The sequence below is a fragment of the Parvularcula lutaonensis genome (genome assembly GCF_014651915.1).
In the GTDB taxonomy this organism is placed as follows: Bacteria; Pseudomonadota; Alphaproteobacteria; order Caulobacterales; family Parvularculaceae; genus Parvularcula; species Parvularcula lutaonensis.
This window is the reverse complement of record NZ_BMXU01000001.1, coordinates 1,572,552-1,596,015: the sequence shown is the minus strand read 5'-3', so window position 1 is coordinate 1,596,015 and position 23,464 is coordinate 1,572,552. Positions and strand designations below refer to the sequence as shown.

Genomic DNA, 23,464 nt, shown 5'->3' with positions numbered 1-23,464 from the left:
CGTGCCGCGGCGTCAAAACTTCGCGGTCAACACGATCTCGGCAGCCCGTTCCTCGCCCGGGAAAAAGCGCTCATTGCCGAAGGCGAAATCAGCGCGGCGAGCGTAACGGGCGTCGAGCACATTGCGGACAATGGCTGTGACAAAGAGCCTCTGACCGACCTCGCGACCGATGCGCAGGTCGAGGAGGTCGTGGCCTTCATACTCCACCGTGTTGGCCGCATTCATGAAATAAGGCCCGACATGGGTGGCTGCAGCCTCCATGCGCCAGGGGCCAGGCGTCCAGGTCAGCTGCGCCGTGGCGAGCGTCTTCGGCGCGGTATCGACGAGATTGCCTTCGGTGATGACTTCCGAGGCATTGCCGACATTTCGGTCGAACTCATAGCGGTGCTCCGCCCAAGTGCCGCTGGCAGTGAGGGAGAGCTCAGGGGCGATCTGCCAAAGCCCCTCGGCTTCGACCCCGACATGGCTGGTCTCGCCATCGGTGACGTTGAAGCCATCGGCATCGCGGAAGAAAACGTTTTCCTTGCGCATGGCGAAGCCCGTGACGGCGATCCGTCCCGCAGCGCCCTCGGCGCGCCAGCCAAGCTCGATGCTATCGAGGGTTTCGGGATCGATTCCCGAAGGGTCCTGATTGGCCTGAAGCCGGTAGAGTTCCGTGGTCTGGGGCGCACGGGCACCGCGGGCAAGGCTTGCGTAGAGGCTCTGGCCCGCACCAAGGTCATAGCTTGCGGCGAGCTTGCCGGTCAGGGTCGTGAACGCATCGCTGCGGTCGGCAGGACGGCGAAAGCGTCCCACGACATCGGACGGCGCGCGATTGTCGTAATCATAACGGGTATGGGTAGCGCGCAGCCCAGCCTCGAAGGACAGCGCGTCATTCGCATCCCACAGGAGCTTGGCGAAAGGTGCCGCCTCGAGGGCTTCGACCTCGTAGTCATAATGAAGGCCCTGGACAAAGGAGAAGACCGTCGGGTTCTCCTGGAATTCGCGCAGGCTGCCATCGGTGAGGTCCGCATCGAGGCCGACCGCGAGTTCGACCCCATCCGACAACGCGCGGAAGGCGATGCTCTGGAGGCCGATGCTGGCGTGCTCGTTCTCCTCCAGCGGATCGCCCGGGAAGAAGTGCTGCAGGAATTCCATCTCCGTCCAGCGAAGGAAGGGCGTGACCGTCCCTTCCCAGCCACCAGCGGCAAAGGGCTTCTCGTAGCTCACAAGGCCGTGGCGCACGTCGCGATAGGCTTCCGGGTTGGGGTTCGAGCGACGCAGGGCGTCGTTCTCATACGCATCGTCGCCCAGCACGAAGCCGGCCGTCTCCTGCTCCAGCTGGTGGACGAAAACCCGCAGGATGCCGTCGCCCATGCGGACCGCGCCGCGGCCCTTGATTTCGGTCGCGCCGGATTCTTCGCGATAGCCGCCATCGCTGAGCACGCTGAGCCCGAGGCTTGCCTTGTAGCTATCGAAGGTGCCGATGCCGCGGAAGCGGTCGAAGCTTCCATAGCCTGCGGTCAGGCTGCTCCCCGCTTCACCGGGTTCCGGCGTGACCACGTTGATCGCGCCATGCAGGGCATTCGAACCATAGGCCACATCCCCCGGCCCGCGCAGGATCTCGACGCGCTCGGCAAAGGGGAAGGCGGCGTGGAACAGCCCGTTGACATTGGCGAAGCCGGGACTCCTCAGCGGAATTCCGTCCTGCAGGAACAGGAACGATCCCGCCCCCTGCCCGCCTGTCAGGACCGGCGAGCGGATGGCGGTGAGATGTTCTCGGCCAGAGCCCGACTGTACGAAAACGCCCGGAGCGCGGTTGAGAAGCTCGGCAGGGGCTCGCGGCGATAGGAACTGGACGATGGGTCCATCAAGGACCGAAAGACTGACAGGGGCATCAAGGGGCCGGGTCTCCGAGGACTCGGCCCGGACGATGATCCGGTCGGGTTCCGCCGCCACACCCAAGGACGGCAAGGCAGCCGCCAGAATTCCCACACAACGCTTCATGGCGACCTCTTCAAGAACCTTTCCCGCCTTATGGCCGAAAACGGGGGGCAAGACCAAGAACCGCCGAGGTTCAGTCCGCTGAACCATTCACCTCGGCGTTTGCGCGTGCGAATCACGCGGGAGGCGTGGTCATCACGCGAAGTCTTTCTAGATCAATTCTTTAGTGGTTCCGTCACGACGATGTGTTCCAGCATTGACCGCCGAAAACGGTTCATGCTTGTGTGCCGAAATTAGCAAAGGTTACGTCCTTGCGAATAGCGCGTAACGGCAGTTTTGTTGAGGGGGCGAAGGAAGAGACGTGATTAAATCGGAGCTTATTCAAATTCTCGCCGAAGAGAACCCGCATCTGTTTGCCAAGGACGTCGAGCGGATGGTCAATGTGGTCTTCGACGAGATCGCCGACGCCCTCTGCAACGGCGACCGGGTCGAGCTGAGAGGCTTCGGGGCTTTCTCCGTGCGTCACCGCGATGCGCGCGTGGGCCGCAACCCGCGCACGGGCGATACGGTGGAAGTCGAAGAGAAATGGGCGCCCTTCTTCAAGGCCGGCAAGGAAATCCGTGAGCGGATTAACGCCGATTACGAGCCGGGATCCGACGCACCGACGAAAAAACGGGCCGTCCGCGCCTGACGCCTTCCCTTCGCGCGGCGGGCGGGCCAAATAGCCCCCATGCCGCGTTTCCTTACCACCCTGTTCCTGCTGGTCATGGCGATCTTTCTGGTCGTCTTCTTCCTCGCCAACCGCGAGCCTGTGACGATCAGCTTCGACCCTCTTCCCACCAATGAACCGGCGATCGCCTTCGAAGTGCCGTTATGGGCCGGGCTGTCCGGCACATTGCTCATCGGGTTCGTGCTCGGCGCCATGGGCATGTGGATCTCCAGCACACGCCTGCGCCAACGTTCCAGCGAACACCGCCGCCGCGTGATCGAGCTCGAACGCGAACTGCGAAGCGCCCGTGAGAGCCCGGCGCCCGAGCGCGCGGACGGGACAAACCTCCCGGCCCTCCAGTGACGGCTCCCCTGCTTATGAAATATTGCGGCCTCAGGACGCCCGAGGACGCGATGGCTGCCGTCGATGCCAAGGTGCAGCTCGGTGGCTTGGTGTTCGCCCACAAAAGTCCCCGCCGGGTGACCCTTCGCGAGGCGCACAAGGTCCGTGACATCCTTTTCGGCAATGCCGAGGTCGTCGGCCTCTTCGCCGACAACGCCTTCGAAGAGATCGCCGCGACGCACAACGCGGTGGGGCTCGACCGGGTCCAGCTCCATGGCGACGAAGACGACGCCTTTGCCGAAAGGGTAGAGAAGGAAATCGGCCTGCCGGTGCTCCGTGCCCTGCCGATCTCATCGCGGGAAGATGCGGAAAGAGCCGACCAACGCTATGGCAGCGCTTTCCTTTTCGATGCCAGGCCGCCGGATGGGAACCCTCAGAAAGGCGGCCATGGGCGCGCTTTCGACTGGTCGCTGCTGGAGGCATATTCGGGTGAGCGCAAGTTCCTGCTGGCAGGCGGTTTGAGCACGGAGAATGTCGCCAATGCGGTCAGGATAGCGGGGGCCCACCCTGCCTTCGCTGGCCTCGATGTCTCGTCCGGGATCGAGCGGGAGCGGGGCATCAAGGACCGCGGCCTGATGCTCGGCTTTGCCGAGAACGCCCGCGCAGCGCGCATCTGAGCGAAGGCCTGGACCAAGCAGAGGGCCAAAGAAAAAGGGGCGCCAAAGCGCCCCTCCTCCCTGTCCTGATCCGGATCATCAGAACCTTTTCGAGATATTGAAGAAGGCACGGCGGCCGATCAGGTCGTAGCCCGACTGGGTCACGATGTTCATCCGCGAGGGGCCTTCGCCCTGGTCGATCAGCGGCGGCTCTTCGTCGAAGACGTTCGAGATGCCCGCCGTGATGCCCCAGGTCTCGGCGCGGTAGGTCAGCGAGACGTCGTTCTGGAAATAGTCATCCACGAAGTCGACGTCGCGGCAGCCGCCAGTGCCTGAATAGCCGAGCACGCCGCAGGCCGTCCGCAGCGGATCGGGCGACGTATCGAAATCCTCGGTGCCGAGCTGCTGGCCTTCACCGATATAGCGCGTGCGCCACAGGGCGGTGAAGGGACCACGCTCCAGCGTCGCGTTCATCAGCCACGACCATTCGGGGTTGGAGATCGTGCCCTCGAGCTCGAGAGGCAGGATGTCCGGGTCCGTCGGATCGACGTCCTCGGTCCGCTCGAGAACCTGGCTAGCCGAGAAGGTCAGGCCGAACTCGGTTTCCGCGAACATGTCCGAGAACTGATCAAGCGGCATGTTGAAGCGGGCGACATAGTCGATGCCCGAGGTCTCGAAGAGGCCGACATTGATGAAGGATGCATCGACCAGCGACACGGTACCGGCCGGGCCACGGGTGATCCGGTCGCAGGCAAATTGCTGCGGCAGGTCCGAATAGCACTGGGCCAGGAGATTGGCCGGATCGCTTTCGCGGACCGTGTCCTCGATCTCGATGTTGTAATAGGTCACCGCGAGATCGAAATCGAATGCATCGGACCATTGCTGGCGGAACACGAAGCCAGCGGTGTAGCTGTCCGAGGTTTCTGCCCTCAGGTCATCGCCGCCGCCCGTCGAGGTCGGAATGGCGGTCGTGGCTTGGAGACCGAGAGAGAACGGATCAGCGCCATCAGCAATGCACTGGTTGAGCAGGGCCTGGCTCCGGTCGTCGCCGGCCGGGTCATAGACCTGCATGTTGTTGGCGTCCGCCGGGACGAGGCAGGGGTCATTGCCGCCGCCGATGGTGCCCGCCGCCCCGGCAAGGAACTGCTCGCGCAGGTTCGGTGCACGGAACGTCGTGCCATAGGTGGCGCGCAAGCCGAGCCAGTCGAGCGGATCCCATTTTGCCTTGACGGAGTAGGTCACCTCGTCACCGAAATTCGCCTCCTCGGTGTAGCGGCCCGACAGGTTGACATCGAGCGTGTCGAGAACCGGAATTTCGGTTTCGGCGAAGATCTCGAAGAAGTCGGTCTGGCCGATCGTGTCAAGCTCCGTATCCGGAACTTCCGATGCGGCGAGTCCGCGGGCACGGACGACATCGCTGAGCGAAGTGATCTCGAGTTCGCGATACTCGACACCGACCGCGAGGCCGACAGTACCGGCGGGGAGCTCGAACGCATCACCGGTGGCAAGGCCATAGAACTGGCGCTGCTCGATCTCGGTGGTGCTGATCGACCGTCCTTCGAGGAAGGCACGCTCTTCATCCGTGAACGACTTGTCACCGCCAGTGGTGGTGAACAGGTTGTCAGCGAAGAAGTCGACGACGACGCAGTTCTCCGGCGTCAGGAAGCCGAAGGTGAGCGCGGTCCGCGGCGTGCCGCAGGAGAGATTGCCCTGGGCATCGATCCGCAGGGTATCGAGGGACTCGCGGATCGCGTTCTCGCGCAGGATCGGCTGGGTCGCCGTGCCGTAGCTGTTGTCGTAAGAGGCACCGAGGTCATAGACCCAGTTGCGCTCCTCGAACCACGGCATAACGATGTCACCCTTGAAGCCGCCAACGAGGCGGACATTCTCGACATCGGCCGAACGGATCTGCGGCAGCGACGTCGTCGAGATGACCGGCAGCGCGTCGACGCTGAACGGGTTGAGCGGGTTGTCGGCGAAGACGACACCATTGGAATCGGTGACGTATTCGGAAGGACCATCAAAGGCACCGTTGCCATTGCCATCAGCCCACACTGGGATCATCGCCGGTACGCCGGGGAAGATCTGTTCCGAAGTGAAGAAGTCCGTGGACTCCCTGTTCGAGTAGAGGCCTTCGAAATAGACGCTGTGACGGCCATCGTCGGTGAGTTCGTACTCACCCGCCGAGTAGAGGTTCAGGCGTTCGAAACCGCCGAGAAGCTGGGTCGCGCGTTCCTCGTCCTGCAGGGTGTAGAGGGATCCGGTGCGGAAGTTGCCCGGCAGGCCCGACGTGGTCGTCCAGTTCGGGGTGCCCGGAATGTTGCTCATGCCCGGCGTGCTGAAAGCGAAACCGAGTCCACTGACGAAGGCTGCGTTGTCAGGACGGGCATCGAGGCATGTCGAGAAGATGTCGCCTTCGGCGCTCACCTCGATGTCGCGGAGGCAGTCGTTGTAATTTCTCCGATCACCAACAAAAACGGTATCGCGGTTGAAATACTCGGCTGAGAACAGGACGTTGCCGCGGTCGCCGACAGAGCCTGCGATGATACCGAACTGCTCGAGGCCGCCGCCGGATTGCTCGGGGGCAGTGACCTGGGCATTGAACTCGATGCCATCGAAATCGTTGCGGAGGATGACGTTGACGACACCCGCGACAGCGTCAGCGCCGTAAATCGACGATGCGCCGTCCGTGAGGATCTCGACGCTCTGGACCGCAAGGGACGGCACGAGGTTGAGGTCGGGCGCGACGGGCGCACCACGCACACCCGAAGGCGACAGGCGACGACCGTTCATCAGGACGAGCGTCCGCTCCGGGCCGAGGCCGCGCAGGGCGACGTTGTTCGAGCCGACACCGCCTTCGCCAACACCCTCGACGGCGGCCGTCGGCGAGCCCGCATTGATCGAGTTGTCGAGCTGGGTGCCCGCAATCACCGGCGACTGGGTGATGAATTCGCTGGCCGTGGTCAGGCCGGAGAGCCGCGAGGTATCCGCGTCGATCACCTGGAGAGGCGAGATGGAATCGAACGAACTCCTGCGCAGACGCGAGCCCGTGACCGTGATGACGTCGCCTCGCGCCTCTTCGGATGCGGCAGGTTCGATCAGCGCCGGATCATCGTCCTGCGCCGCTGCGGGCAGGGCGAGACCCGCCAGCATCGTCGACAGTGCCAGTGTCTTCAGCATCGTTCTTTGTCTCATGTTGCTTTCCCAAATGACTGTCGCCCGGTTGATCCCGGGTCGATCGCGCACGGCCCCGCGAGGCCGGGAGGCGCGCCGAAACGTCGCAGAGCCCGATCCTTATCGACAAACGGAAAAGGCAGAATTTGTGGCAGATTGGTGACGCGATGTTGCGGCCCTGCAACATCTAAGGGCTCGACTGGCGGCGACCCTTCACGCGCCTGTGAGAAATCTTGCTGCGGCAATGGCGTTCGAAGCAGCGCTTGGAACATCCGCCTTCCCGCTGCTAGGGGCGCGGCTCCAGGAGATTTCTCGATGCCCGACGACGCCCGCACCGCCCCCAACAGCTTCCGCCTCGGCCCCGACGAGAGCGGCAAGTTCGGCCAGTTCGGCGGCCGCTACGTCGCCGAGACGCTGATGCCGCTGATCCTCGAGCTGAACAGGGCCTATGAGGACGCGAAGAATGATCCTGCGTTTACGGATGAACTTGACCGCCTGCTGGCCGAATATGTCGGCAGGCCGTCGCCGCTGACCTATGCGGGTCGTCTCACCAAGCACGTCCGGGAAACAGCACTGAAGGGCAAAGGCGCGAAGATCTACTTGAAGCGCGACGAGCTGAACCACACCGGCGCGCACAAGATCAACAACTGCGTCGGGCAGGTCCTCCTGGCCAAGCGCATGGGGCGTACACGGATCATTGCCGAGACAGGCGCTGGCCAGCATGGCGTGGCGACGGCCACGGTCTGTGCGCTCTTCGGCCTGCCTTGCGTTGTTTATATGGGCGCGGCCGATGTCGAGCGACAGAAGCCCAACGTCTTTCGCATGAAACTCCTGGGTGCGGAGATCGTGCCGGTCACTTCGGGCAAGGGCACGCTCAAGGATGCCATGAACGATGCGCTGCGCGACTGGGTGACGAATGTCGAGGACACTTTCTACGTCATCGGCACCGCGGCGGGCCCGCACCCCTACCCGATGATGGTGCGCGATTTCCAGTCGGTGATCGGCCGTGAGGCGAAGCAGCAGATGCTGGAGCGTGAAGGCCGCCTTCCCGATGTCGCCATGGCCTGCATTGGCGGCGGATCGAACGCCATCGGCCTCTTCCACCCCTTCCTGGACGATCCCGAAGTGCGCCTCATCGGCGTCGAAGCTGCGGGCAAAGGACTTGATACGGACGAACATGCGGCCAGCCTGACGGGCGGCAAGCCCGGCGTCCTTCACGGCAACAAGACCTACCTTCTCCAAGACGAGGACGGACAGATCGACGACGCCCACTCGATCTCGGCGGGCCTCGACTATCCTGGCATCGGGCCCGAGCACTCCTGGCTCCACGAAACAGGCCGGGTCGAGTACGTTTCCGCCACGGATGAGGAGGCGCTTGCCTGCTTCCAGCTCTGTGCACGGAAGGAGGGCATCATCCCGGCGCTCGAGCCGAGCCATGCCCTCGCCCGCGCCCTCGATGCCGCGGCGGAGATGGATGAGGACCAAATCCTCCTCCTCAATATGTGCGGCCGCGGCGACAAGGACGTCTTCACGGTGGCCGCCGCGCTAGGCGTCGACGTCTAGCCGCTCCTTCATGGACAGGAAGGGCTGAGGCGTTACGATCATCGCGTGGGTTCACGTGGGGATTCCTGATGCCGAAGCTCGTTGCGGCTTTTTTCGCCTGTCTTTCAGCAATTTGCAGCGCTGCAGCGGCCGCGCACCCCCATGACGGCACCTCCGAGGCGAAGCTCCTGCCCCTCACCAGGGGAGAGGAGGGCAAGCTGGTCGCGACGCTTCCCGCGCCCGGCGAAGACGGGACGGCCCTGCGGGTGATCCATGCGATGCGGCTGACCTCCGGGCTCGGCTCGAACCCGATCGGGCTCGACCGCGGCTGGGGCAATTCCGGCGAGATCGTCCGCTTTCGTGTCGCCGACGGCAGGGTCACCGCGGAGATCGAGAACCAGTTCTACCGTGCGCATACCGACAATCCCGACGAAGTTCGAGCCGTCGAACAGAGCTTCGCCCGCTCGATCATCTACTCCACCGACGTGATCGAGGAGACCGGTGACAGCGTGACCTTCGATATCAAACCGCTCTTGATGACCGACCTTCTCGGGTTGTCCGAGAGGCTGAAGGAAGATGGCAGCGGCGGCTTCACCCTCGACAAGGACCGTTCGCGTGTCGCACCGCGCGGCATACTGACCTTCCCGCTCAACACCGAGATCGACACGGAGATGACTTTCGTCTCCTCCGACCCCGGTCGTGAGGTTCGCCAGACATCTCCCTATCCGGGCGCGGTAACGCTGACGGTGCATCACAGCTTCGTGGCCCTCCCCGACGATGGCTATGAGACCCGCGAATACGACCCGCGGGTCGGGACCTTTGCCAGGCCGTATTACGATTTCTCGGCCCCGCTCGAGGAATCCGTCCAGAAGACCTTCGCCATGCGGCATCGTCTGACCAAGGACGATCCCCTCGTGTTCTACGTCGATAGCGGCGCGCCGGAGCCGGTGCGTTCGGCGCTTGTCGAAGGCGCCGGATGGTGGGCTGAAGGCTTCGCCGCGGCAGGCTTTCCTGACGGCTACCGGGTCGAGGTGCTGCCGGAAGGGGTTCACCCTCTCGATGTGCGTTACAACGTGATTCAGTGGGTCCACCGCCAGACCCGCGGCTGGTCCTATGGCGGCGGTATTTCCGATCCGCGTACGGGGGAATTCATCAAGGGACACGTCATTCTCGGTTCCCAGCGGGTGCGCCAGGACCGGATGATCTTCGAGGGCCTCGCCGGGACGGCGAAGACGGGTTCGGGAGAGGCGGACGATCCCGTCGAGCTGGCGCTCGCACGCATTCGCCAGCTCTCGGCCCATGAGGTCGGCCACGCACTGGGCTTCGGGCATAATTTCGCAGCCAGCCACAATGACCGTGCGTCGGTGATGGACTACCCGGCGCCCTGGGTGATTGAGGAGGACGGGGCGCTTGATTTCTCGCGGACCTATGATGCAGGGCTCGGTCCCTGGGACATCGCCACGGCGCGCTGGCTCTACGGCGAGGAGAATGGCGATGCCGTGATCGCTCAAGCCCGCGAGGCCGGGCTCCTCTATATCGAAGACAGCGAAGGCCGCGGCGTCGGCACGGCCCATCCTTTTGCTTCTGTCTGGGACAATGGTAGCGACCCTGTCGCGGAACTCGAAAATGTCATGCGTGTACGGCAAGTGGCGCTGGAGAATTTTGAGAGCGACCGTGCGGCGGAGGGGCGCAGTGCAGCCGAGCTGCGCCAGGTGCTGGTGCCGGTCTATCTCTACCACCGCTACCAGACGGCGGCGGCATCCAAGCTGATCGGTGGCGCCAGCTACCAATACGCAAAACTCGGGACCGACCCGGCGGAGGTCGAAATCGTCCCCGCAAGAGAGCAACGCACGGCGCTGGAGGCGATCCTCGAAACGGTCTCCCCTGAGGCGCTCGACATCCCAGCCCATGTTCTCAGCATGCTGACACCCCGCGCGGATGCGTTCCAGGGCATCAACCGCCGGGAGAGCTTTGACAGCGCTACCGCGCCGGTCTTCGACCATCACAGCGCGGCTGAGGCAGCGGCGGACATCACCTTCAGAGCGCTTTTCGCCAGCCGACGGCTCGAGCGCCTGGCGCAGTTCGAAGCCATGGAGGGCGAAACCCTAGGGCTGTCGGAAATGCTGGATACCGCGTCGGAGACCGTGACCGAAGCGGGCGGATCTGCGCTTGCGCAGCTCGTCGAGGCGCGCTTCGTCGCCGCCCTCATCGCTGCGGACCGTCAGGATGCGTCCATAGCCGTACGCGGCGCGCTTTGGGAGACGATGAGCGAACTCGAGCGGACCTTCTCCCGCAGCGATCCTGGTCACCGGCAGGTGCTGGCGGCACATCTCAGGTCCCATCTCGAAGCGCCAGCCCCGGCTCGCGCTCCCCGCGCGGAAGGCGCGCGGATCCCGCCGGGCAGCCCGATCGGCGAGGCCTGCTGGCATTGCGAAAGCTTCTAGTCTCCGCCCCGCGTCCCGGGCGGTCGGGAAAGCCTGTTCGGGAACGGAGTGCCTCCATCGACATGGAGGCCAAGGGATACACCCGCGACCCCATCCTGACGCGACAGGTCTTGCGCTTTTCCTCGCCCGGCGGCACCTGCTCAGGCGTGACCAGACTGACCGACACCTTCGCTCAGCTCAAAGCTGAGAAACGCACGGCCTTCGTCCCGTTTATCATGGCGGGCGATCCCGATCTCGCGACCTCCGAGCGCCTGCTCCACGCCCTGCCTGAAGCGGGTGCGGACGTGATCGAAGTGGGCTTTCCCTTCACCGATCCGATGGCCGACGGCCCGATCATCGCCGAGGCGGGCCAGCGCGCGCTGGCAGGCGGGCAGACGTTGAAAAAGACCCTCGAGATGGTGAAGCGCTTCCGCGCCGCCGGACACCAGACCCCGATCGTTCTGATGGGCTACGCGAACCCGGTTCTCCAACACGGTGACAGTTTCGCTCAAGACGCTGTGGACGCGGGTGTGGACGGCCTCATTCTCGTCGATTTGCCCCCCGAAGAGAGTGGCGAACTCGACGTGCAGGCGAAGGAGGCCGGCCTCGACATGATCCGCCTCGCCACCCCCACGACCCGCGACGAGCGTATCGACCGCGTGATCGAGCACGCCTCGGGCTTCCTCTATTACGTCGCCGTCGCCGGGGTCACCGGTGGCCGTTCCGCAGGGGCGGACGAACTCGGCGAGGCGATCACCCGATTGCGTGAGAAGACGTCCTTGCCGATCGCCGCCGGTTTCGGCATCAAGGACGCCCCGTCCGCCCACGCTGCGGCGCAGCATGCCGATGCCGTTGTCGTCGGTTCGGCCATCGTTAAAGCGCTTGAGCTAGAGGGGGTGGACGCAGCTGTCGCGTTGGCGCGCGAACTCGCCGCAGCCACGCATGCGCCTGGAGGGCAACAATGAACTGGCTCAGTGACATCACACCGCCTGGCATCAAGAAGATGTTCAAGCAGGACGACAACCAGGAGGCCCTCTGGACCCGGTGCCCGTCCTGCGAGCAGATGACCTTCAACCGTGACCTCGAGCATGAGCAGATGGTCTGCCCGAATTGCGGCCATCACCACCAGATCACGCCGGTCATGCGCCTCTTCCACCTCCTCGGCGAGGACTGGGAGCGGATCGAGCTGCCCGAAACCCCCGACGACCCCCTCAAATTCAAGGACACCAAGCCTTATTCCGCGCGGCTGAAGGACTACCGCAAGAGGACCGGAGAGCGCGACGCCCTGGTTGTCGGCAAGGGCAAGATCGGTGACCGCGGCGCCGTCGTCGCCGTCCAGAACTTCAAGTTCATGGGCGGCTCGATGGGCACGGCCATCGGCGAAGGGCTGCTGACTGCCGCTGACGAGGCCGTGAAGTCGCGCTCGGCGCTTATCGTCGTCACCGCATCGGGCGGCGCGCGGATGCAGGAAGGGATCCTTTCCCTGATGCAGATGCCGCGCTCGACCATCGCCGTGCAGAAGGTGCGCGAGGCGGGCCTGCCCTACATCGTCATCCTGACCAATCCGACCACGGGCGGGGTCACGGCCAGCTACGCCATGCTCGGCGACATCCATATCGCGGAACCGGGCGCACTGATCGGCTTCGCCGGCCCCCGTGTGATCGAGCAGACGATCCGCGAGAAACTGCCCGAGGATTTCCAGCGCGCGGAGTATCTCCTCGACAAGGGAATGATCGACCGGGTCACCGACCGCCGGGAACTGGCCAGGGAGCTGAGCGAGATCCTCAGCGTGCTGATGCCCCCACCGGAAATCGAGGTCCCGGTCGCCGCCAATGACGAAGCGTCGACAGTAGCCGGAGAAGACGGCCCGCTCGATGACACATTGCCGAAAGCTGCCGAGTAAATGAGCCAACACGCCGCCAAGGCAGAAGTCGAGCGGCTCCTCACCCGGTTCGAAAACACGAACCCGGCAGAGATTGTGCTGGGTCTCGACCGGATCGAAAAGGCACTCGGACGGCTGGGCGATCCGCATACGAAGCTGCCGCCCGTGATCCATGTGGCCGGGACCAATGGCAAGGGCTCGACGATCGCCTTCATGCGCACGATCCTTGCTGCGGCGGGGCTGCGCGTCCATGTCTACACCTCCCCGCACCTCGTCCGCTTCAACGAGCGGATCGTCTTGGCCGGCGAAGAGATCGGCGATGAACAGCTGGCCTCTGTCCTCGGTCGTTGCGAGGCAGCGGCCGGCGACCTGCCCCTCACTTATTTCGAAGCATCGACAGCGGCGGCTTTCCTGGCCTTCGCCGAGACTCCCGGTGATGTGGTGCTGCTGGAAACAGGGCTCGGCGGAAGGCTCGATGCGACCAATGTCGTGCCGGACCCCCGCGCCTGTGTCATCACGCCGGTGGGCCTCGACCATCAGGACTGGCTTGGCGACAATCTCGCGGAGATCGCCTTCGAGAAAGCGGGGATCATCAAGCAGGGCTCGACCCTGGTGACGGGCGCCCAGCGTCCGGAAGTCCTCGACGTCCTGCGCAACCGCGCGCTGGCACTGGGTGCTGACCAGCACATCCTTGGCGAAGACTGGCAGCTCGTCCGCGAGGGTGGCGGCTTCACCTATGAAGACGAGCGCGGCCTTTCCGACCTCCGGCTGCCACGCCTGATGGGCAACCACCAGATCGAAAATGCGGGTCTCGCCGTGGCCGCACTCAAGGCCGCGGGCCTTGCCCCTCAGGACGATTTCATCAGCATGGGGATCGAAGCGGCTGAATGGCCCGGACGGTTCCAGCGCCTGACGTCCGGGCCACTGACAGAAATTGTCACGCGCCATCTGGGCGACCCGGGCGAGCTGTGGCTCGACGGCGGGCACAACGCCCATGCGGCCCGTGCCCTCGCCCGGACGCTGGCCGATCTAGACGACCGAAGCCCGCGCCCCGTAGTCCTGATCGTGGGTATGCAGAAGAACAAGGATGCTCAGGATTTCCTTTCTCCCTTCGAAGGCCTTGCCTCCACGGTGCTGACGGTGAAAGCCGACAAGTCCGGCGTCTGGGAACCCGAGGCGCTTGCCGAAGAAGCAAGGAAAGCGGGGCTACCTGCCCAGCCCATGCCGTCGCTCGATGCCGCCCTCGAGCACGCGGTGAAGGCCTATGGCCGGTCGGGCGAAGGCCAGCCGCGCATTCTTATCTGCGGATCGCTTTACCTCGCTGGTGAAGTGCTGAAGAACAATTGCTGAGCCTCGAGAACCCCACCATGCCGAAAGTCCTGATCAAACGCCTGCCCCATGCCGAAGGCCTGCCGTTGCCGAGTTACCAGACCTCCGGCGCTGCCGGGGCCGACCTTGTCGCCGCCATCGACGAGCCGATCGTCATCGGGCCGGGCGCGCGCGCCATGATCCCGACGGGCCTGAAGATTGCCCTGCCCGAAGGCTACGAGGCGCAGGTCCGGCCGCGTTCGGGGCTAGCTGCCAAGCATGGCATCACGGTGCTCAACTCTCCGGGCACGGTGGATGCCGACTACCGCGGCGAAGTCAAGGTCATCCTGGTCAACACCAACTCGGCCAGCTCGCCCATGTCGGGGCGAGCCACGTCCTTCACCATCGAACGCGGCGACCGCATCGCCCAGATGGTCGTGGCCCCGGTGACCCAGGCAAATTTCGAAGTGACCGAGGACGATCTGCCCGAAACCCTGCGCGGCGAAGGCGGCTTTGGTTCGACCGGGGTCTGAGCCAGTGGCGGATCTCCGCCATAAACACCACCTTCTCCTCCCCGAAATCGGCGGTCAGGGCCAGAAGAAGCTGGCCGCCGCCAAGGTGCTGGTTATCGGCGCAGGGGGGCTTGGCTGTCCGATCCTCGCCTATCTTGCAGGGGCTGGCATTGGCACACTGACGATTTGCGACGGTGATCGGGTGGAGCTTTCGAACCTCCAGCGCCAGACGCTCTACACCGAAGACGACATCGGCAAACCGAAGGCCGAGGCTGCCGCGCTTCGTCTGCGCGCTATGAACAGTGATATCGCGGTTCGTGGTTGCTCGGAGATGTTCAGTTTCAGGAACGCTGACGAACTTGTAGAAAGCCACGATCTCATCATCGAGGGCATCGACCGGATCGCAGGCCGCCACCTCATCAACCGCGCCTGCCTTGCCGGAAACAAACCCCTTCTCTCCGCTGCCGCCTCCCGCTTCGAAGGCCAGGTTGCGCTTTTCCGTCCGGGTTCGGAGGATGATCCCTGCTATGCCTGCCTCGTTCCCGAGACAGCCGAGGAAGACGGCCTCTGCGACAGGGATGGCGTCATGGGGCCCGTCGTGGGCGTCGTCGGCAGCCTTGCGGCAGGGGAAGCCGTGAAGCTTCTCTGCGGGATCGATCCGCCCCTCACCCGCGCCATGCTGATCGCCGACCTCAAGCAGGGAACGGTGCGCCGCGTCACCCTCCAGAAGGACCCCGCCTGCCCCGTCTGTGGCTGAGCGACGCAGGAACGCGCGTGTTCATGTCCTGAAAAAATGCGAACTGGTCCGAGGCCTGCAAGGCAAGCGGCAATGGCCGTGTCGGCCTTTGTCACTGCAGTTTGATGTTTCACTGCGCGACAGCTTGCCCGGCATGGTGTAAGCAACTGCAAAATGATGAACCAGATTCTGCTTCATATCGCTGCTCAGGCGGCCAGCATTGCCCCGGAAGGGGCCGAGCCCGCGGCGGCTGCGCCGACCTGGCCGCTGATGCTGGTTTTCCTGCTCACGCTTGCCCTCGCCTACCGTCCGCGCGAGCGCTGATCGCGCCGGGATGAGGTGACGAGGCCGCCGGTCTTGCGCTAACGGGCGCGTGGAAACGCCCCTAGCGAAAGGAAGACGGCCATGCTGCTCCCGACCGACGATCCCATTGTCATTGCCTCGATTGCCAGGACCCCGATGGGTGGCCTGCAGGGCGAGCTCGCCGACCTGCCGGCTGCCAAGCTCGGCGCTGTCGCGATCAAGGGCGCCGTGCAGCGCGCTGGCCTCAAGCCCGAAGACATCGATGAGTGCCTGATGGGCTGCGTCCTGCCTGCCGGCCAGGGCCAGGCCCCGGCGCGCCAGGCAGCGATCCATGGCGGCCTGCCGACATCCGTCCCTTGCACGACCGTCAACAAGATGTGCGGCTCGGGCATGAAGACGATCATGATGATGGCCCAGGCCATCGCTGCGGGCTCGGTGAAGATCGGCGTTGCTGGCGGCATGGAGTCGATGACGAACGCACCCTATCTCCTGCCCAAGGCCCGTTCGGGCTACCGCATGGGTCACGGCCAGGTCCTCGACCACATGTTCTTCGACGGCCTCGAGGACGCCTATGAAGGCGGCCTGATGGGCACCTTCGCCGAGCTGTGTGCGGACAAATATCAATTCACCCGCGAGCAGCAGGACGAGTACGCCATCGCCTCGCTCGACCGGGCGCTGGCTGCCTCGGAAGAACAATTCAAGGACGAGATCGTCCATGTCAGCATCGACGCACGCTCGGGCACCATCGTGATCGAAAAGGACGAGCAGCCCTTCAAGGCTCGCCGCGAGAAGATCCCCCAGCTTCGCCCGGCCTTCCGTCGCGAGGGCGGCACCGTCACGGCGGCGAATGCCAGCTCGATCTCCGACGGCGCAGCCGCCATCGTCATGATGCGGTTGAGCGAAGCGGAGAAACGCGGGCACAAGCCGCTCGCCAGGCTGACCGCCATGACCAGCCACGCGCAGGAGCCTGCGTGGTTCACCACGGCACCCGTTGGCGCGCTGCAGAAACTCTTCGAGGCCGAAGGGACCAACCAGTCCGATTACGACCTTTTCGAGGTCAATGAAGCTTTCGCTGTGGTGCCGCTGGCGGCGATGGAAGAGCTCGGCATCAAGCATGACCAGATGAACGTGAATGGCGGCGCTTGCGCCCTTGGCCACCCGATCGGTGCGTCGGGTACGCGAATCGTTCTCGGTCTCGTCAATGCCCTCAGGCATCGTGGCCTGAAACGCGGTGCGGCCGCCATCTGTATCGGCGGCGGCGAAGCAACCGCTGTCGGCGTCGAACTGGTCTGAGCTCATTAGCCGGGGTCGCTCGAGGCCCCGGCGCGCCTATCCTGATGGCAGAGCATTCACAGGAGCCTGCCATGACCACCGTCCTCATCACCGGCGCGAACCGGGGTATCGGCCTTGCATTGGCCCGGCATTACGCGGGCGAGGGAGCACGGGTCCACGCCACTTGCCGCCGCCCAGCCGCGGCGGAGGAGCTACGCCGCCTGTCTGGCGACGTGAACATCCACGCCCTCGACACCACCCACCACGACGAGATCGCCACGCTGGCCGAGACGATTGACGAGGCGGTGGATATCGTCATCGCCAATGCCGGGATCTACGGCCCCGACCGGAGCCGTCAGAGCTTTGTCGAACTGGATGCCGATACGGTGCGGATGACGATGGAGGTCAACCTCATCGGCACGATCAAGACCCTTCAGGCATTCCTTCCGCACACGCGGCGATCACAGGAGAAGAAGCTGGTGGCGATCAGCTCGAAGGTCGGCTCCATCGCCGATGCCAGCGGCGGAGCAATCGCTTACCGCATGTCCAAGACAGCTCTCAACATGGCCATGTGCTGCGCGGCTTACGAGTTGAAGGGCGAGGGCATCGCCGTGGGAACACTGCACCCCGGATGGGTACGGACGGATATGGGTGGACCGAACGCCCTGATCGACCCCGACGAAAGCGCCCGTGGTCTGGTGCAGGTCATCAGGGACCTCAAGCCCGGCGATAAAGCGACCTATAAAGACTATAAGGGCGAGGATATTCCCTGGTAGGTCAGAGGAAGCTGTAAGGGTCGATATCGACCACCCGCCGCACGGCACTGGTCGGCTTCACCGTGCCCAGCCAGTCGGCGATGAACGCCTGCAGGTTCGACCGTTTGGTCCCCTTGACCAGGAAGCGTTGCCGGTAGACCCCGCGCAAACGGTAGAAAGGCGCAGGTGCCGGCCCCCAGACCTCGATTCCCTCGGCATGGGGAACAGCCTGCGCCAGGGCCCGCGCATCGGCCATCAGCTTGGGCTCTTCCTTGGCTGAAAGAATGAGCCCGGCGAGCCTTCCGAAAGGTGGCATGCCGATCTCCTCGCGGCTGAAAAGCTCAGCCTGCAGGAAGTCGTCTCGAGAGCCCGCGGCGAGCGCTGCAGCCACCGGATGCTGGGGCTGGTAGGACTGCAGGATCACGCTGCCCCTGTCCGCGGCCCGGCCCGCCCGGCCCGCAACCTGGCTCAGCACCTGATAGGTCCGTTCCGCCGCGCGCAGGTCGCCGCCTGACAGGCCGAGATCCGCATCAACGCCGACGACCAGTGTCAGCCCCGGAAAGTTGTGTCCCTTCGCCGCCGCCTGCGTCGCAACCAGGATATCGATCTCGCCGGCAGTCATCCGACTGAGAAGCTCTTTCGCCGAGCCCGGACGATCCACCGTGTCGGAGGAGAAGATCTCGATGCGTGCGTCGGGCCAGCGTTCCCGCGCTTCTTCCGCGACCCGCTCCACCCCCGGACCACAGCCCGCGAGCGTGTCCTCACCGCCGCAATGAGGGCACTTTTCGGGCTTCGGCATCGAAAAGCCCGTCTGATGGCAGACAAGACGGTTCGTATACTTATGTTCGACAAGCCACGTGTCGCTGTCGGGCGCGGTCATCCGCTCTCCGCAGCGGCGGCAGAGGGTCACCGGAGCATAACCGCGGCGGTTGAGGTAAAGAAGCACCTGCTTCTTCTGCGCCAGCGTGTCGTTGATCGCGGCCACCGCAGGCCCTGCCAGCCACCGCCCCTGGTCCGGCGGATGGGCGCGCATGTCGCAGACATGCACGTCAGGCATCACTGCAGGACCGAACCGGCTGGGCAGCATGACCCGCCGATAGCGCCCCTCTTCCGCATTCAGAACAGTTTCCAGCGACGGCGTCGCCGAGGCGAGGACGACAGGAAACTGCTGCCGCGCGCCCATGGCCACGGCCATGTCTCGCGCGTGGTAGAGGATGCCGTCCTGCTGCTTGTATGCAGGGTCGTGCTCCTCATCGACAACGATGAGCTTGAGATTCTGCCACGGCAGGAACAGGGCGGACCGCGCGCCGACAACAAGGCGGCAGGTGCCGTCGAGCACCCGCTTCCAGACCCTGCGCCTGCCTGCGGAGGACACGTCGGAATGCCAATGCGCAGGGGGCGCGCCGAAGCGCTCTTCAAGGCGCTTCAGGAAGGGGAGAGTGAGTGCAATCTCTGGCAGCATCACAAGCACCTGCGCCTGCGCATCTGCTTTCAGCGCAGCGGCGACGGCCTCGAGATAGACCTCGGTCTTGCCGGAGCCTGTGACGCCGTCGAGCAAGGCGGTGCCCTTCCCTTCGCCGATCAGCTTGCGGAGCTCTTCGGCGGCGGCGGCCTGGCCCTCTTCGAGCGCACGGCCGGGAAGGTGAGGGTTTGGCGGCGTGAACGGAGGATCGGGGTCGAACATCACCGGGACCAGCGCGCCTGCATCGGCGAGCCCCCGGACCACGCCCTCGGTCACGCCTGCTGCCTCGGCCAGCTCCTTGGCGGAGAGCGCGCGCTCCCCCGCGACGGCCAGCACGGCCTCCCGCTTCGGCGTCATGCGCAGACCCTGAGGGAGCGGAGCCTTGCGATAGCCTGTCTTGCCCTTGACCTCGGAAAGGCCCTGCTCGCCACGAACCACCATGCGCAGGATCGCGCCGCGCGGCACCATGTAATAGCGCGCGGCCCAATCGGCGAAATCGAGAAGCTGGGGGGCAAGAGGCGGCGCGTCGAAGCGCCTGACGACCGTCTTCAGTTTCTCATCGGGTACGGAAGGATCGCTCGCATCGGGCCAAACCACGCCGGTCACCTGGCGCGGCCCCAGCGGAACAGTGACAAAGTCGCCGGGTCTAAGATCCAGCCCTTCGGGCACGGCATAATCATAGCCATTGCCCGCTGGCATCGGCAGCAGCACCTTGACCCGCCGCTTGGGCACTGTCTCCGTCATCGCTGCGCGTTCTGCCTGCACGCCGCACTCCTACCACACCCTTGGGGGGCTGCCGATATTACAGCCCGCCCTGTGCAAAACCAGTGGAAAGCCGGTAAGCGGGCTGCATGATCCAGCGCTTGTCCCTGACCGCCGCCATTCTCGTCCTCGCCGCCTGCACGCAAGAGGGTACCGTCACCGACCCGGCACCCGCGCCGGAGGTTGTGGCGGAAACGGTGGATGAGCGGGCTGACAGCTTCGCGAAGATCATGGCTGACCATTGGGCACTGCGCCTTGAGGAAAACCCGGTCCTGGCCGAGCAGCTCGGCCATCCTGAAGGGCGCGGCCGTCTCTCCGATCCCTCGCTCGAAGGCTATTGGGCAGGCGTCGAGGCCCGCCGGGCGCTGCTGGAGCGCATGGACGCCATCGACGGCGAGAGCCTCGAAGGCGACGAGAGCATCAATTACCGGCTCCTGCGGCGCGAGCTCGAGGATGCTGTCGAGGCCGCCGAGCATCCGGGCCGCTATCTCACCATGACCACCTACTCGGCGCCGCATCTCAGCCTGGCGCGCGTGGCCGAGCGCGCGAACCTTCGCCGCGACGAGGATGTGGCAAGCTATCTTGGCCGGCTCGAAGCGATGCCCGGTTACATGGAGGCGGTGATCGCGCGACTGGCCGAAGCCGTCGATCAAGGCTGGACCCAGCCCTGCCAGGCCATGGTGGGGTTCGAGCGCACCTATGAGAGCCACATTGTCGACGACATCGACGCGTCAGTCTTCATGCAACCGCTCCTGGATAACCCACGCGTGACCGACGGCCAGCGCGAGCAGGCGAGGCAAGTGATCCGTGATGGGATCATTCGGGCCTTTCGCGACTTCAAGGAATTCTATGAGGGTACTTACAAGCCGGCCTGCCGCAGCGAAGCCGGTGTCGGCAGCCTCGATGGCGGGCAGGATTTCTACGCCTATCGGGCAAGGAGCTATACCACCACCGACATGACCCCGGAGCAGATCCATCAGATCGGTCTCTCCGAGGTCGCGCGCATCAGATCCGAGATGGAGGACGTCGCAAGAGAAGCGGGCTTCGACAGCCTCGCGGCCTTCCAGAACCATCTGCGTACGGATCCCAAATACTATCCGAAGACTGGCGAAGAGCGGATCGCCGTCGCTTCGACCATCGCCAAGCGGATGGACGGCCAGCTCGTGAATCTCTTCACCCTCCTGCCGCGGATGCCCTACGACATCCGGCCCATCCCGCTTGACGTCGCAGAAGGGACGACCACGGCCTATTATTCCGGCCCCGCTGCCGACGGCACCAGGGCGGGGACCTACTGGCTCAACACCACCAAGCTCGACAGCCGACCGCTTTACGAGCTTGAGAGCCTGACCCTTCACGAGGCGGTTCCGGGCCACCACCTTCAGATCGCGCTCAGCCAGGAACTCGACCTACCGGAGTTCCGGCGCTTCGGCGGCTTTACGGCGTTCACGGAGGGCTGGGGCCTCTATTCCGAACGCCTCGGCATGGAAGTCGGGTTCTATGACACGCCGGAGACCAATTTCGGGCGTCTCTCCTACGAGATGTGGCGCGCCTGCCGACTGGTGGTCGATACGGGAATGCATGCCAAGGGGTGGACGCGGCAGGAAGCGATCGACTTCATGCTCGAAAATACCGGCCTTTCGGAGGTCAATATCATCCGCGAGGTTGACCGCTACATCACCTGGCCCGGTCAGGCGCTTGCTTACAAGATTGGCGAGCTAAAGATCCGTGAACTGCGCGAGCGAGCCGAGAGCCGCCTCGGTGACGATTTCGACGTTCGCCTGTTCCATGACGAAATTCTCGGGAACGGTGCCCTGCCGCTGAGCATTCTCGAAGAACAGATCGACGCCTGGATCACCGAACAGGAGGAAAGCCTTGGAAGGAATTGAGGAAGCCACGACGGCCCTGCTCGAATTCCTGGCCTTCAGCATCGAGCTGATTGCCGGCGCAATTCTTGTTTTCGGCGCAGCCCGGTTCCTGTTCACCGTGGCCGTGCAGAGCCTGTCCGGCTCCCGCGGGATGAGTGAAGCCCTCGCTGACGCGCGCGTGCATCTCGGCGCTTATATCCTCGCTGGCCTCGAGTTCCTCATCGTGGCGGACATCCTGTTCACCATCGTCAACCGGTCCCTCGAAGACGTCATCGTCCTCGCGATCATAGCCAGCGTGCGGACTCTGATCTCCGTTTTCCTCAACCGCGAGCTCAAGGAGCTTCGCCAGCAGGGTGTCTCGTGAAAATCCTGTTCGTCTGTCTCGGCAATATCTGCCGCTCTCCCGCCGCGGAGGCCGTCTTCCGCAAGCGCGCTGCGGACCAGGGCCTCGACGCCGAAGTCGATAGCGCAGGCACCGGCGGCTGGCATGTGGGTACCGCGCCGGACCCTAGGATGATCAAGGCTGCCGCCGCGCGGGGCTACGACCTGAGTCCGCTCCGTGCCCGGCAGTTCAGCGATGGCGATGGCTATGAATTCACCCACATCCTGGCGATGGACAGCGCGAACCTCGCCCATATCGAGGACCAGCGTCTTCCTGACTGGACGGCGGAGGTCCGTATGCTGCTCGACCGGGACGTGCCGGATCCCTATTATGGCGGCGAGGATGGCTTCGACCATGTGCTCGACCTCCTCGAAGGCGGCATCGATACTCTGATCGGTGAGCTGAAGAGCCGTGCCTAGCGTGCTGTTCATCGGTCTTGGCTATTCCGCACGACCGCTCGCCCAGCGCCTTCGTGACCAAGGCTGGGACATCACTGCCACCACGCGCGACCGGACCAAGGCGATGGCGCTGGCTGGCGAGGGGTTCAGGCCCGTGGTCTGGGAAAGCCCTGCTCCGCTGCCCGCTTCGGCCGCTGAGGAGGCGGACGCCGTTATCGTCAGCACTGCCCCTAATGAAGGACAGTGCCCTGCGGCTACAGCGCTCGACGGCGTGAGCTTCTGGACCCGTCCGAGGGTGCTCTACCTCTCTTCATCGGGCGTCTATGGAGATTTCGGCGGTGAGTGGGTGGACGAGGACACCCCCTGCAATCCGGGGACGGAGCGCGGAAAGGAGAGGCTCGCCGCTGAAAACCAGTGGCAGGCCCTCGCCGATCGCACTGGTGCGGAACTCGTCCTCTGCCGCCTTGCTGGGATCTACGGACCCGGACGCAGCGCAGTGGATTCGCTGAGTGGCAACACACGAGGCGCCAGGGCCGGCCTCTCGCGCAGGCTGGTCAAGGAAGGCCAGGTCTTCAACCGCATCCACCGCGATGACATCGCCCGCGGGCTCTACGCTCTTCTGCAGGCGGACGAACCACCGTCCATCGTCAATTTCTCCGATGACCTTCCTTCGCCCTCGGCAGAGCCCATCGCCTATGCCGCCGAGCTGCTCGGAATCGATCCCCCACCGGTCGAGCGGTATGAGGACATCGAAGAGGAGCTGTCGCCGATGGCGCGCAGCTTTTACGCCGAGAACAAGCGCCTCAGGAACGATCGTCTCAAGGCACTTGTCGGCGACCTTCTCTACCCCACCTATCGCGAGGGCCTGAAGGCGGTCGCCGCAGCGCGATAGAAAGCACTCTCTGAAAGATACAGGAGCGTCCATCTCGGGCTGAGCCGGCGGCCATGGCAGGGGACTCAGGCATTGCGCCCGGCCAACCCGATACCCTTGGTATTGTGGCCCGAGCCCCCTCAGCAAAGGCCGACTGCACCATGCCCCGGGTCGATCAGGACCAGCC

Annotated in this window: 20 protein-coding genes; 17 read left to right on the top strand and 3 right to left on the bottom strand. The window is 64.5% G+C overall.

All coding sequences use genetic code 11. The features are described from left to right. Window positions 1-12: 12 nt before the first annotated feature. Window positions 13-1,986, bottom strand: coding sequence for a TonB-dependent receptor (locus IE053_RS07775; RefSeq protein ID WP_189574275.1), 1,974 nt, complete (start codon window positions 1,984-1,986; stop codon window positions 13-15). Window positions 1,987-2,284: 298 nt separating this feature from the next. Between IE053_RS07775 and IE053_RS07770 the strand changes: the two genes are divergently transcribed. Genes IE053_RS07770 through IE053_RS07760 form a run of 3 tightly spaced genes read left to right on the top strand, consistent with a single transcriptional unit; the run spans window position 2,285 to window position 3,651 of the window. Beyond that, entirely contained in the window at window positions 2,285-2,614 is a 330-nt protein-coding gene (locus tag IE053_RS07770) for an integration host factor subunit beta (protein ID WP_189574272.1), read from the top strand. A gap of 39 nt (window positions 2,615-2,653) precedes the next feature. Then, entirely contained in the window at window positions 2,654-2,995 is a 342-nt protein-coding gene (locus IE053_RS07765; RefSeq protein WP_189574269.1) for a LapA family protein, read from the top strand. Window positions 2,996-3,009: 14 nt separating this feature from the next. Then, the gene (locus tag IE053_RS07760; RefSeq protein WP_189574266.1) at window positions 3,010-3,651 is read left to right on the top strand and encodes a phosphoribosylanthranilate isomerase; all 642 of its coding nucleotides are present in this window, start codon (window positions 3,010-3,012) and stop codon (window positions 3,649-3,651) included. Window positions 3,652-3,729: 78 nt separating this feature from the next. Here the strand turns inward: IE053_RS07760 and IE053_RS07755 are convergent, their stop codons facing one another. Next, window positions 3,730-6,825, bottom strand: coding sequence for a TonB-dependent receptor plug domain-containing protein (locus tag IE053_RS07755; protein ID WP_189574263.1), 3,096 nt, complete (start codon window positions 6,823-6,825; stop codon window positions 3,730-3,732). Window positions 6,826-7,119: 294 nt separating this feature from the next. Here IE053_RS07755 and trpB point away from each other — a divergent pair, with 294 nt between their 5' ends. From trpB to IE053_RS07705, 10 genes are all read left to right on the top strand, one after another. Further along, the gene (trpB, locus tag IE053_RS07750) at window positions 7,120-8,367 is read left to right on the top strand and encodes a tryptophan synthase subunit beta (RefSeq protein ID WP_189574260.1); all 1,248 of its coding nucleotides are present in this window, start codon (window positions 7,120-7,122) and stop codon (window positions 8,365-8,367) included. A gap of 68 nt (window positions 8,368-8,435) precedes the next feature. Continuing rightward, window positions 8,436-10,790, top strand: coding sequence for a zinc-dependent metalloprotease (locus tag IE053_RS07745; protein ID WP_189574257.1), 2,355 nt, complete (start codon window positions 8,436-8,438; stop codon window positions 10,788-10,790). Window positions 10,791-10,936: 146 nt separating this feature from the next. Continuing rightward, on the top strand, window positions 10,937-11,734 hold the full coding sequence (gene trpA, locus IE053_RS07740) for a tryptophan synthase subunit alpha (RefSeq protein WP_373302867.1): 798 nt from the start codon (window positions 10,937-10,939) through the stop codon (window positions 11,732-11,734). Continuing rightward, window positions 11,731-12,672 carry an acetyl-CoA carboxylase, carboxyltransferase subunit beta gene (gene accD / locus IE053_RS07735; protein ID WP_189574251.1) on the top strand — a complete coding sequence of 314 codons (942 nt, stop codon included), beginning with the start codon at window positions 11,731-11,733 and terminating at the stop codon, window positions 12,670-12,672. The genes trpA and accD overlap by 4 nt, the downstream gene beginning before the upstream one ends. After that, on the top strand, window positions 12,673-14,001 hold the full coding sequence (locus IE053_RS07730) for a bifunctional folylpolyglutamate synthase/dihydrofolate synthase (protein ID WP_189574248.1): 1,329 nt from the start codon (window positions 12,673-12,675) through the stop codon (window positions 13,999-14,001). Window positions 14,002-14,018: 17 nt separating this feature from the next. Beyond that, window positions 14,019-14,492 (top strand): dUTP diphosphatase, encoded by a 474-nt coding sequence (dut, locus tag IE053_RS07725; protein ID WP_189574245.1) that lies wholly within the window; start codon window positions 14,019-14,021, stop codon window positions 14,490-14,492. Window positions 14,493-14,496: 4 nt separating this feature from the next. Next, the gene (locus tag IE053_RS07720; protein WP_189574243.1) at window positions 14,497-15,228 is read left to right on the top strand and encodes a HesA/MoeB/ThiF family protein; all 732 of its coding nucleotides are present in this window, start codon (window positions 14,497-14,499) and stop codon (window positions 15,226-15,228) included. Between the two features lie 153 nt (window positions 15,229-15,381). Then, a complete protein-coding gene (locus tag IE053_RS07715; protein ID WP_189574240.1) occupies window positions 15,382-15,531 on the top strand; it encodes a hypothetical protein in 150 nt (49 codons plus the stop codon). A gap of 81 nt (window positions 15,532-15,612) precedes the next feature. After that, complete coding sequence (locus IE053_RS07710) at window positions 15,613-16,803, top strand: acetyl-CoA C-acyltransferase (RefSeq protein WP_189574237.1); 1,191 nt, start codon at window positions 15,613-15,615, stop codon at window positions 16,801-16,803. Window positions 16,804-16,874: 71 nt separating this feature from the next. Next, window positions 16,875-17,558, top strand: a complete 684-nt coding sequence (locus IE053_RS07705) for an SDR family oxidoreductase (RefSeq protein WP_189574234.1) — start codon at window positions 16,875-16,877, stop codon at window positions 17,556-17,558. Between the two features lies 1 nt (window position 17,559). Here IE053_RS07705 and IE053_RS07700 read toward each other — a convergent pair whose 3' ends face one another. Next, complete coding sequence (locus tag IE053_RS07700) at window positions 17,560-19,743, bottom strand: primosomal protein N' (RefSeq protein WP_189574842.1); 2,184 nt, start codon at window positions 19,741-19,743, stop codon at window positions 17,560-17,562. Between the two features lie 107 nt (window positions 19,744-19,850). Between IE053_RS07700 and IE053_RS07695 the strand changes: the two genes are divergently transcribed. The 4 genes from IE053_RS07695 to IE053_RS07680 are packed head-to-tail and all read left to right on the top strand — an operon-like array spanning window position 19,851 to window position 23,298. Further along, window positions 19,851-21,647 carry a DUF885 domain-containing protein gene (locus IE053_RS07695; protein WP_189574232.1) on the top strand — a complete coding sequence of 599 codons (1,797 nt, stop codon included), beginning with the start codon at window positions 19,851-19,853 and terminating at the stop codon, window positions 21,645-21,647. Further along, window positions 21,634-21,990 carry a DUF1622 domain-containing protein gene (locus tag IE053_RS07690; RefSeq protein WP_189574229.1) on the top strand — a complete coding sequence of 119 codons (357 nt, stop codon included), beginning with the start codon at window positions 21,634-21,636 and terminating at the stop codon, window positions 21,988-21,990. The genes IE053_RS07695 and IE053_RS07690 overlap by 14 nt, the downstream gene beginning before the upstream one ends. After that, entirely contained in the window at window positions 21,987-22,427 is a 441-nt protein-coding gene (locus IE053_RS07685; RefSeq protein ID WP_189574226.1) for a low molecular weight protein-tyrosine-phosphatase, read from the top strand. The genes IE053_RS07690 and IE053_RS07685 overlap by 4 nt, the downstream gene beginning before the upstream one ends. Further along, window positions 22,420-23,298, top strand: a complete 879-nt coding sequence (locus IE053_RS07680; protein ID WP_189574224.1) for an SDR family oxidoreductase — start codon at window positions 22,420-22,422, stop codon at window positions 23,296-23,298. Before IE053_RS07685 ends, IE053_RS07680 begins: the two co-directional genes overlap by 8 nt. Window positions 23,299-23,464: the final 166 nt, after the last annotated feature.

What these genes read in the sequence shown, in the direction of transcription:
- IE053_RS07775 (WP_189574275.1), bottom strand. Translation starts at nt 1,986, where the DNA reads ATGAAGCGTTGTGTGGGAATTCTGGCGGCTGCCTTGCCGTCCTTGGGT.
- IE053_RS07765 (WP_189574269.1), top strand. Translation starts at nt 2,654, where the DNA reads ATGCCGCGTTTCCTTACCACCCTGTTCCTGCTGGTCATGGCGATCTTT.
- IE053_RS07760 (WP_189574266.1), top strand. Translation starts at nt 3,010, where the DNA reads ATGAAATATTGCGGCCTCAGGACGCCCGAGGACGCGATGGCTGCCGTC.
- IE053_RS07755 (WP_189574263.1), bottom strand. Translation starts at nt 6,825, where the DNA reads ATGAGACAAAGAACGATGCTGAAGACACTGGCACTGTCGACGATGCTG.
- trpB (WP_189574260.1), top strand. Translation starts at nt 7,120, where the DNA reads ATGCCCGACGACGCCCGCACCGCCCCCAACAGCTTCCGCCTCGGCCCC.
- IE053_RS07745 (WP_189574257.1), top strand. Translation starts at nt 8,436, where the DNA reads ATGCCGAAGCTCGTTGCGGCTTTTTTCGCCTGTCTTTCAGCAATTTGC.
- accD (WP_189574251.1), top strand. Translation starts at nt 11,731, where the DNA reads ATGAACTGGCTCAGTGACATCACACCGCCTGGCATCAAGAAGATGTTC.
- IE053_RS07730 (WP_189574248.1), top strand. Translation starts at nt 12,673, where the DNA reads ATGAGCCAACACGCCGCCAAGGCAGAAGTCGAGCGGCTCCTCACCCGG.
- dut (WP_189574245.1), top strand. Translation starts at nt 14,019, where the DNA reads ATGCCGAAAGTCCTGATCAAACGCCTGCCCCATGCCGAAGGCCTGCCG.
- IE053_RS07715 (WP_189574240.1), top strand. Translation starts at nt 15,382, where the DNA reads ATGATGAACCAGATTCTGCTTCATATCGCTGCTCAGGCGGCCAGCATT.
- IE053_RS07710 (WP_189574237.1), top strand. Translation starts at nt 15,613, where the DNA reads ATGCTGCTCCCGACCGACGATCCCATTGTCATTGCCTCGATTGCCAGG.
- IE053_RS07705 (WP_189574234.1), top strand. Translation starts at nt 16,875, where the DNA reads ATGACCACCGTCCTCATCACCGGCGCGAACCGGGGTATCGGCCTTGCA.
- IE053_RS07700 (WP_189574842.1), bottom strand. Translation starts at nt 19,743, where the DNA reads ATGACGGAGACAGTGCCCAAGCGGCGGGTCAAGGTGCTGCTGCCGATG.
- IE053_RS07695 (WP_189574232.1), top strand. Translation starts at nt 19,851, where the DNA reads ATGATCCAGCGCTTGTCCCTGACCGCCGCCATTCTCGTCCTCGCCGCC.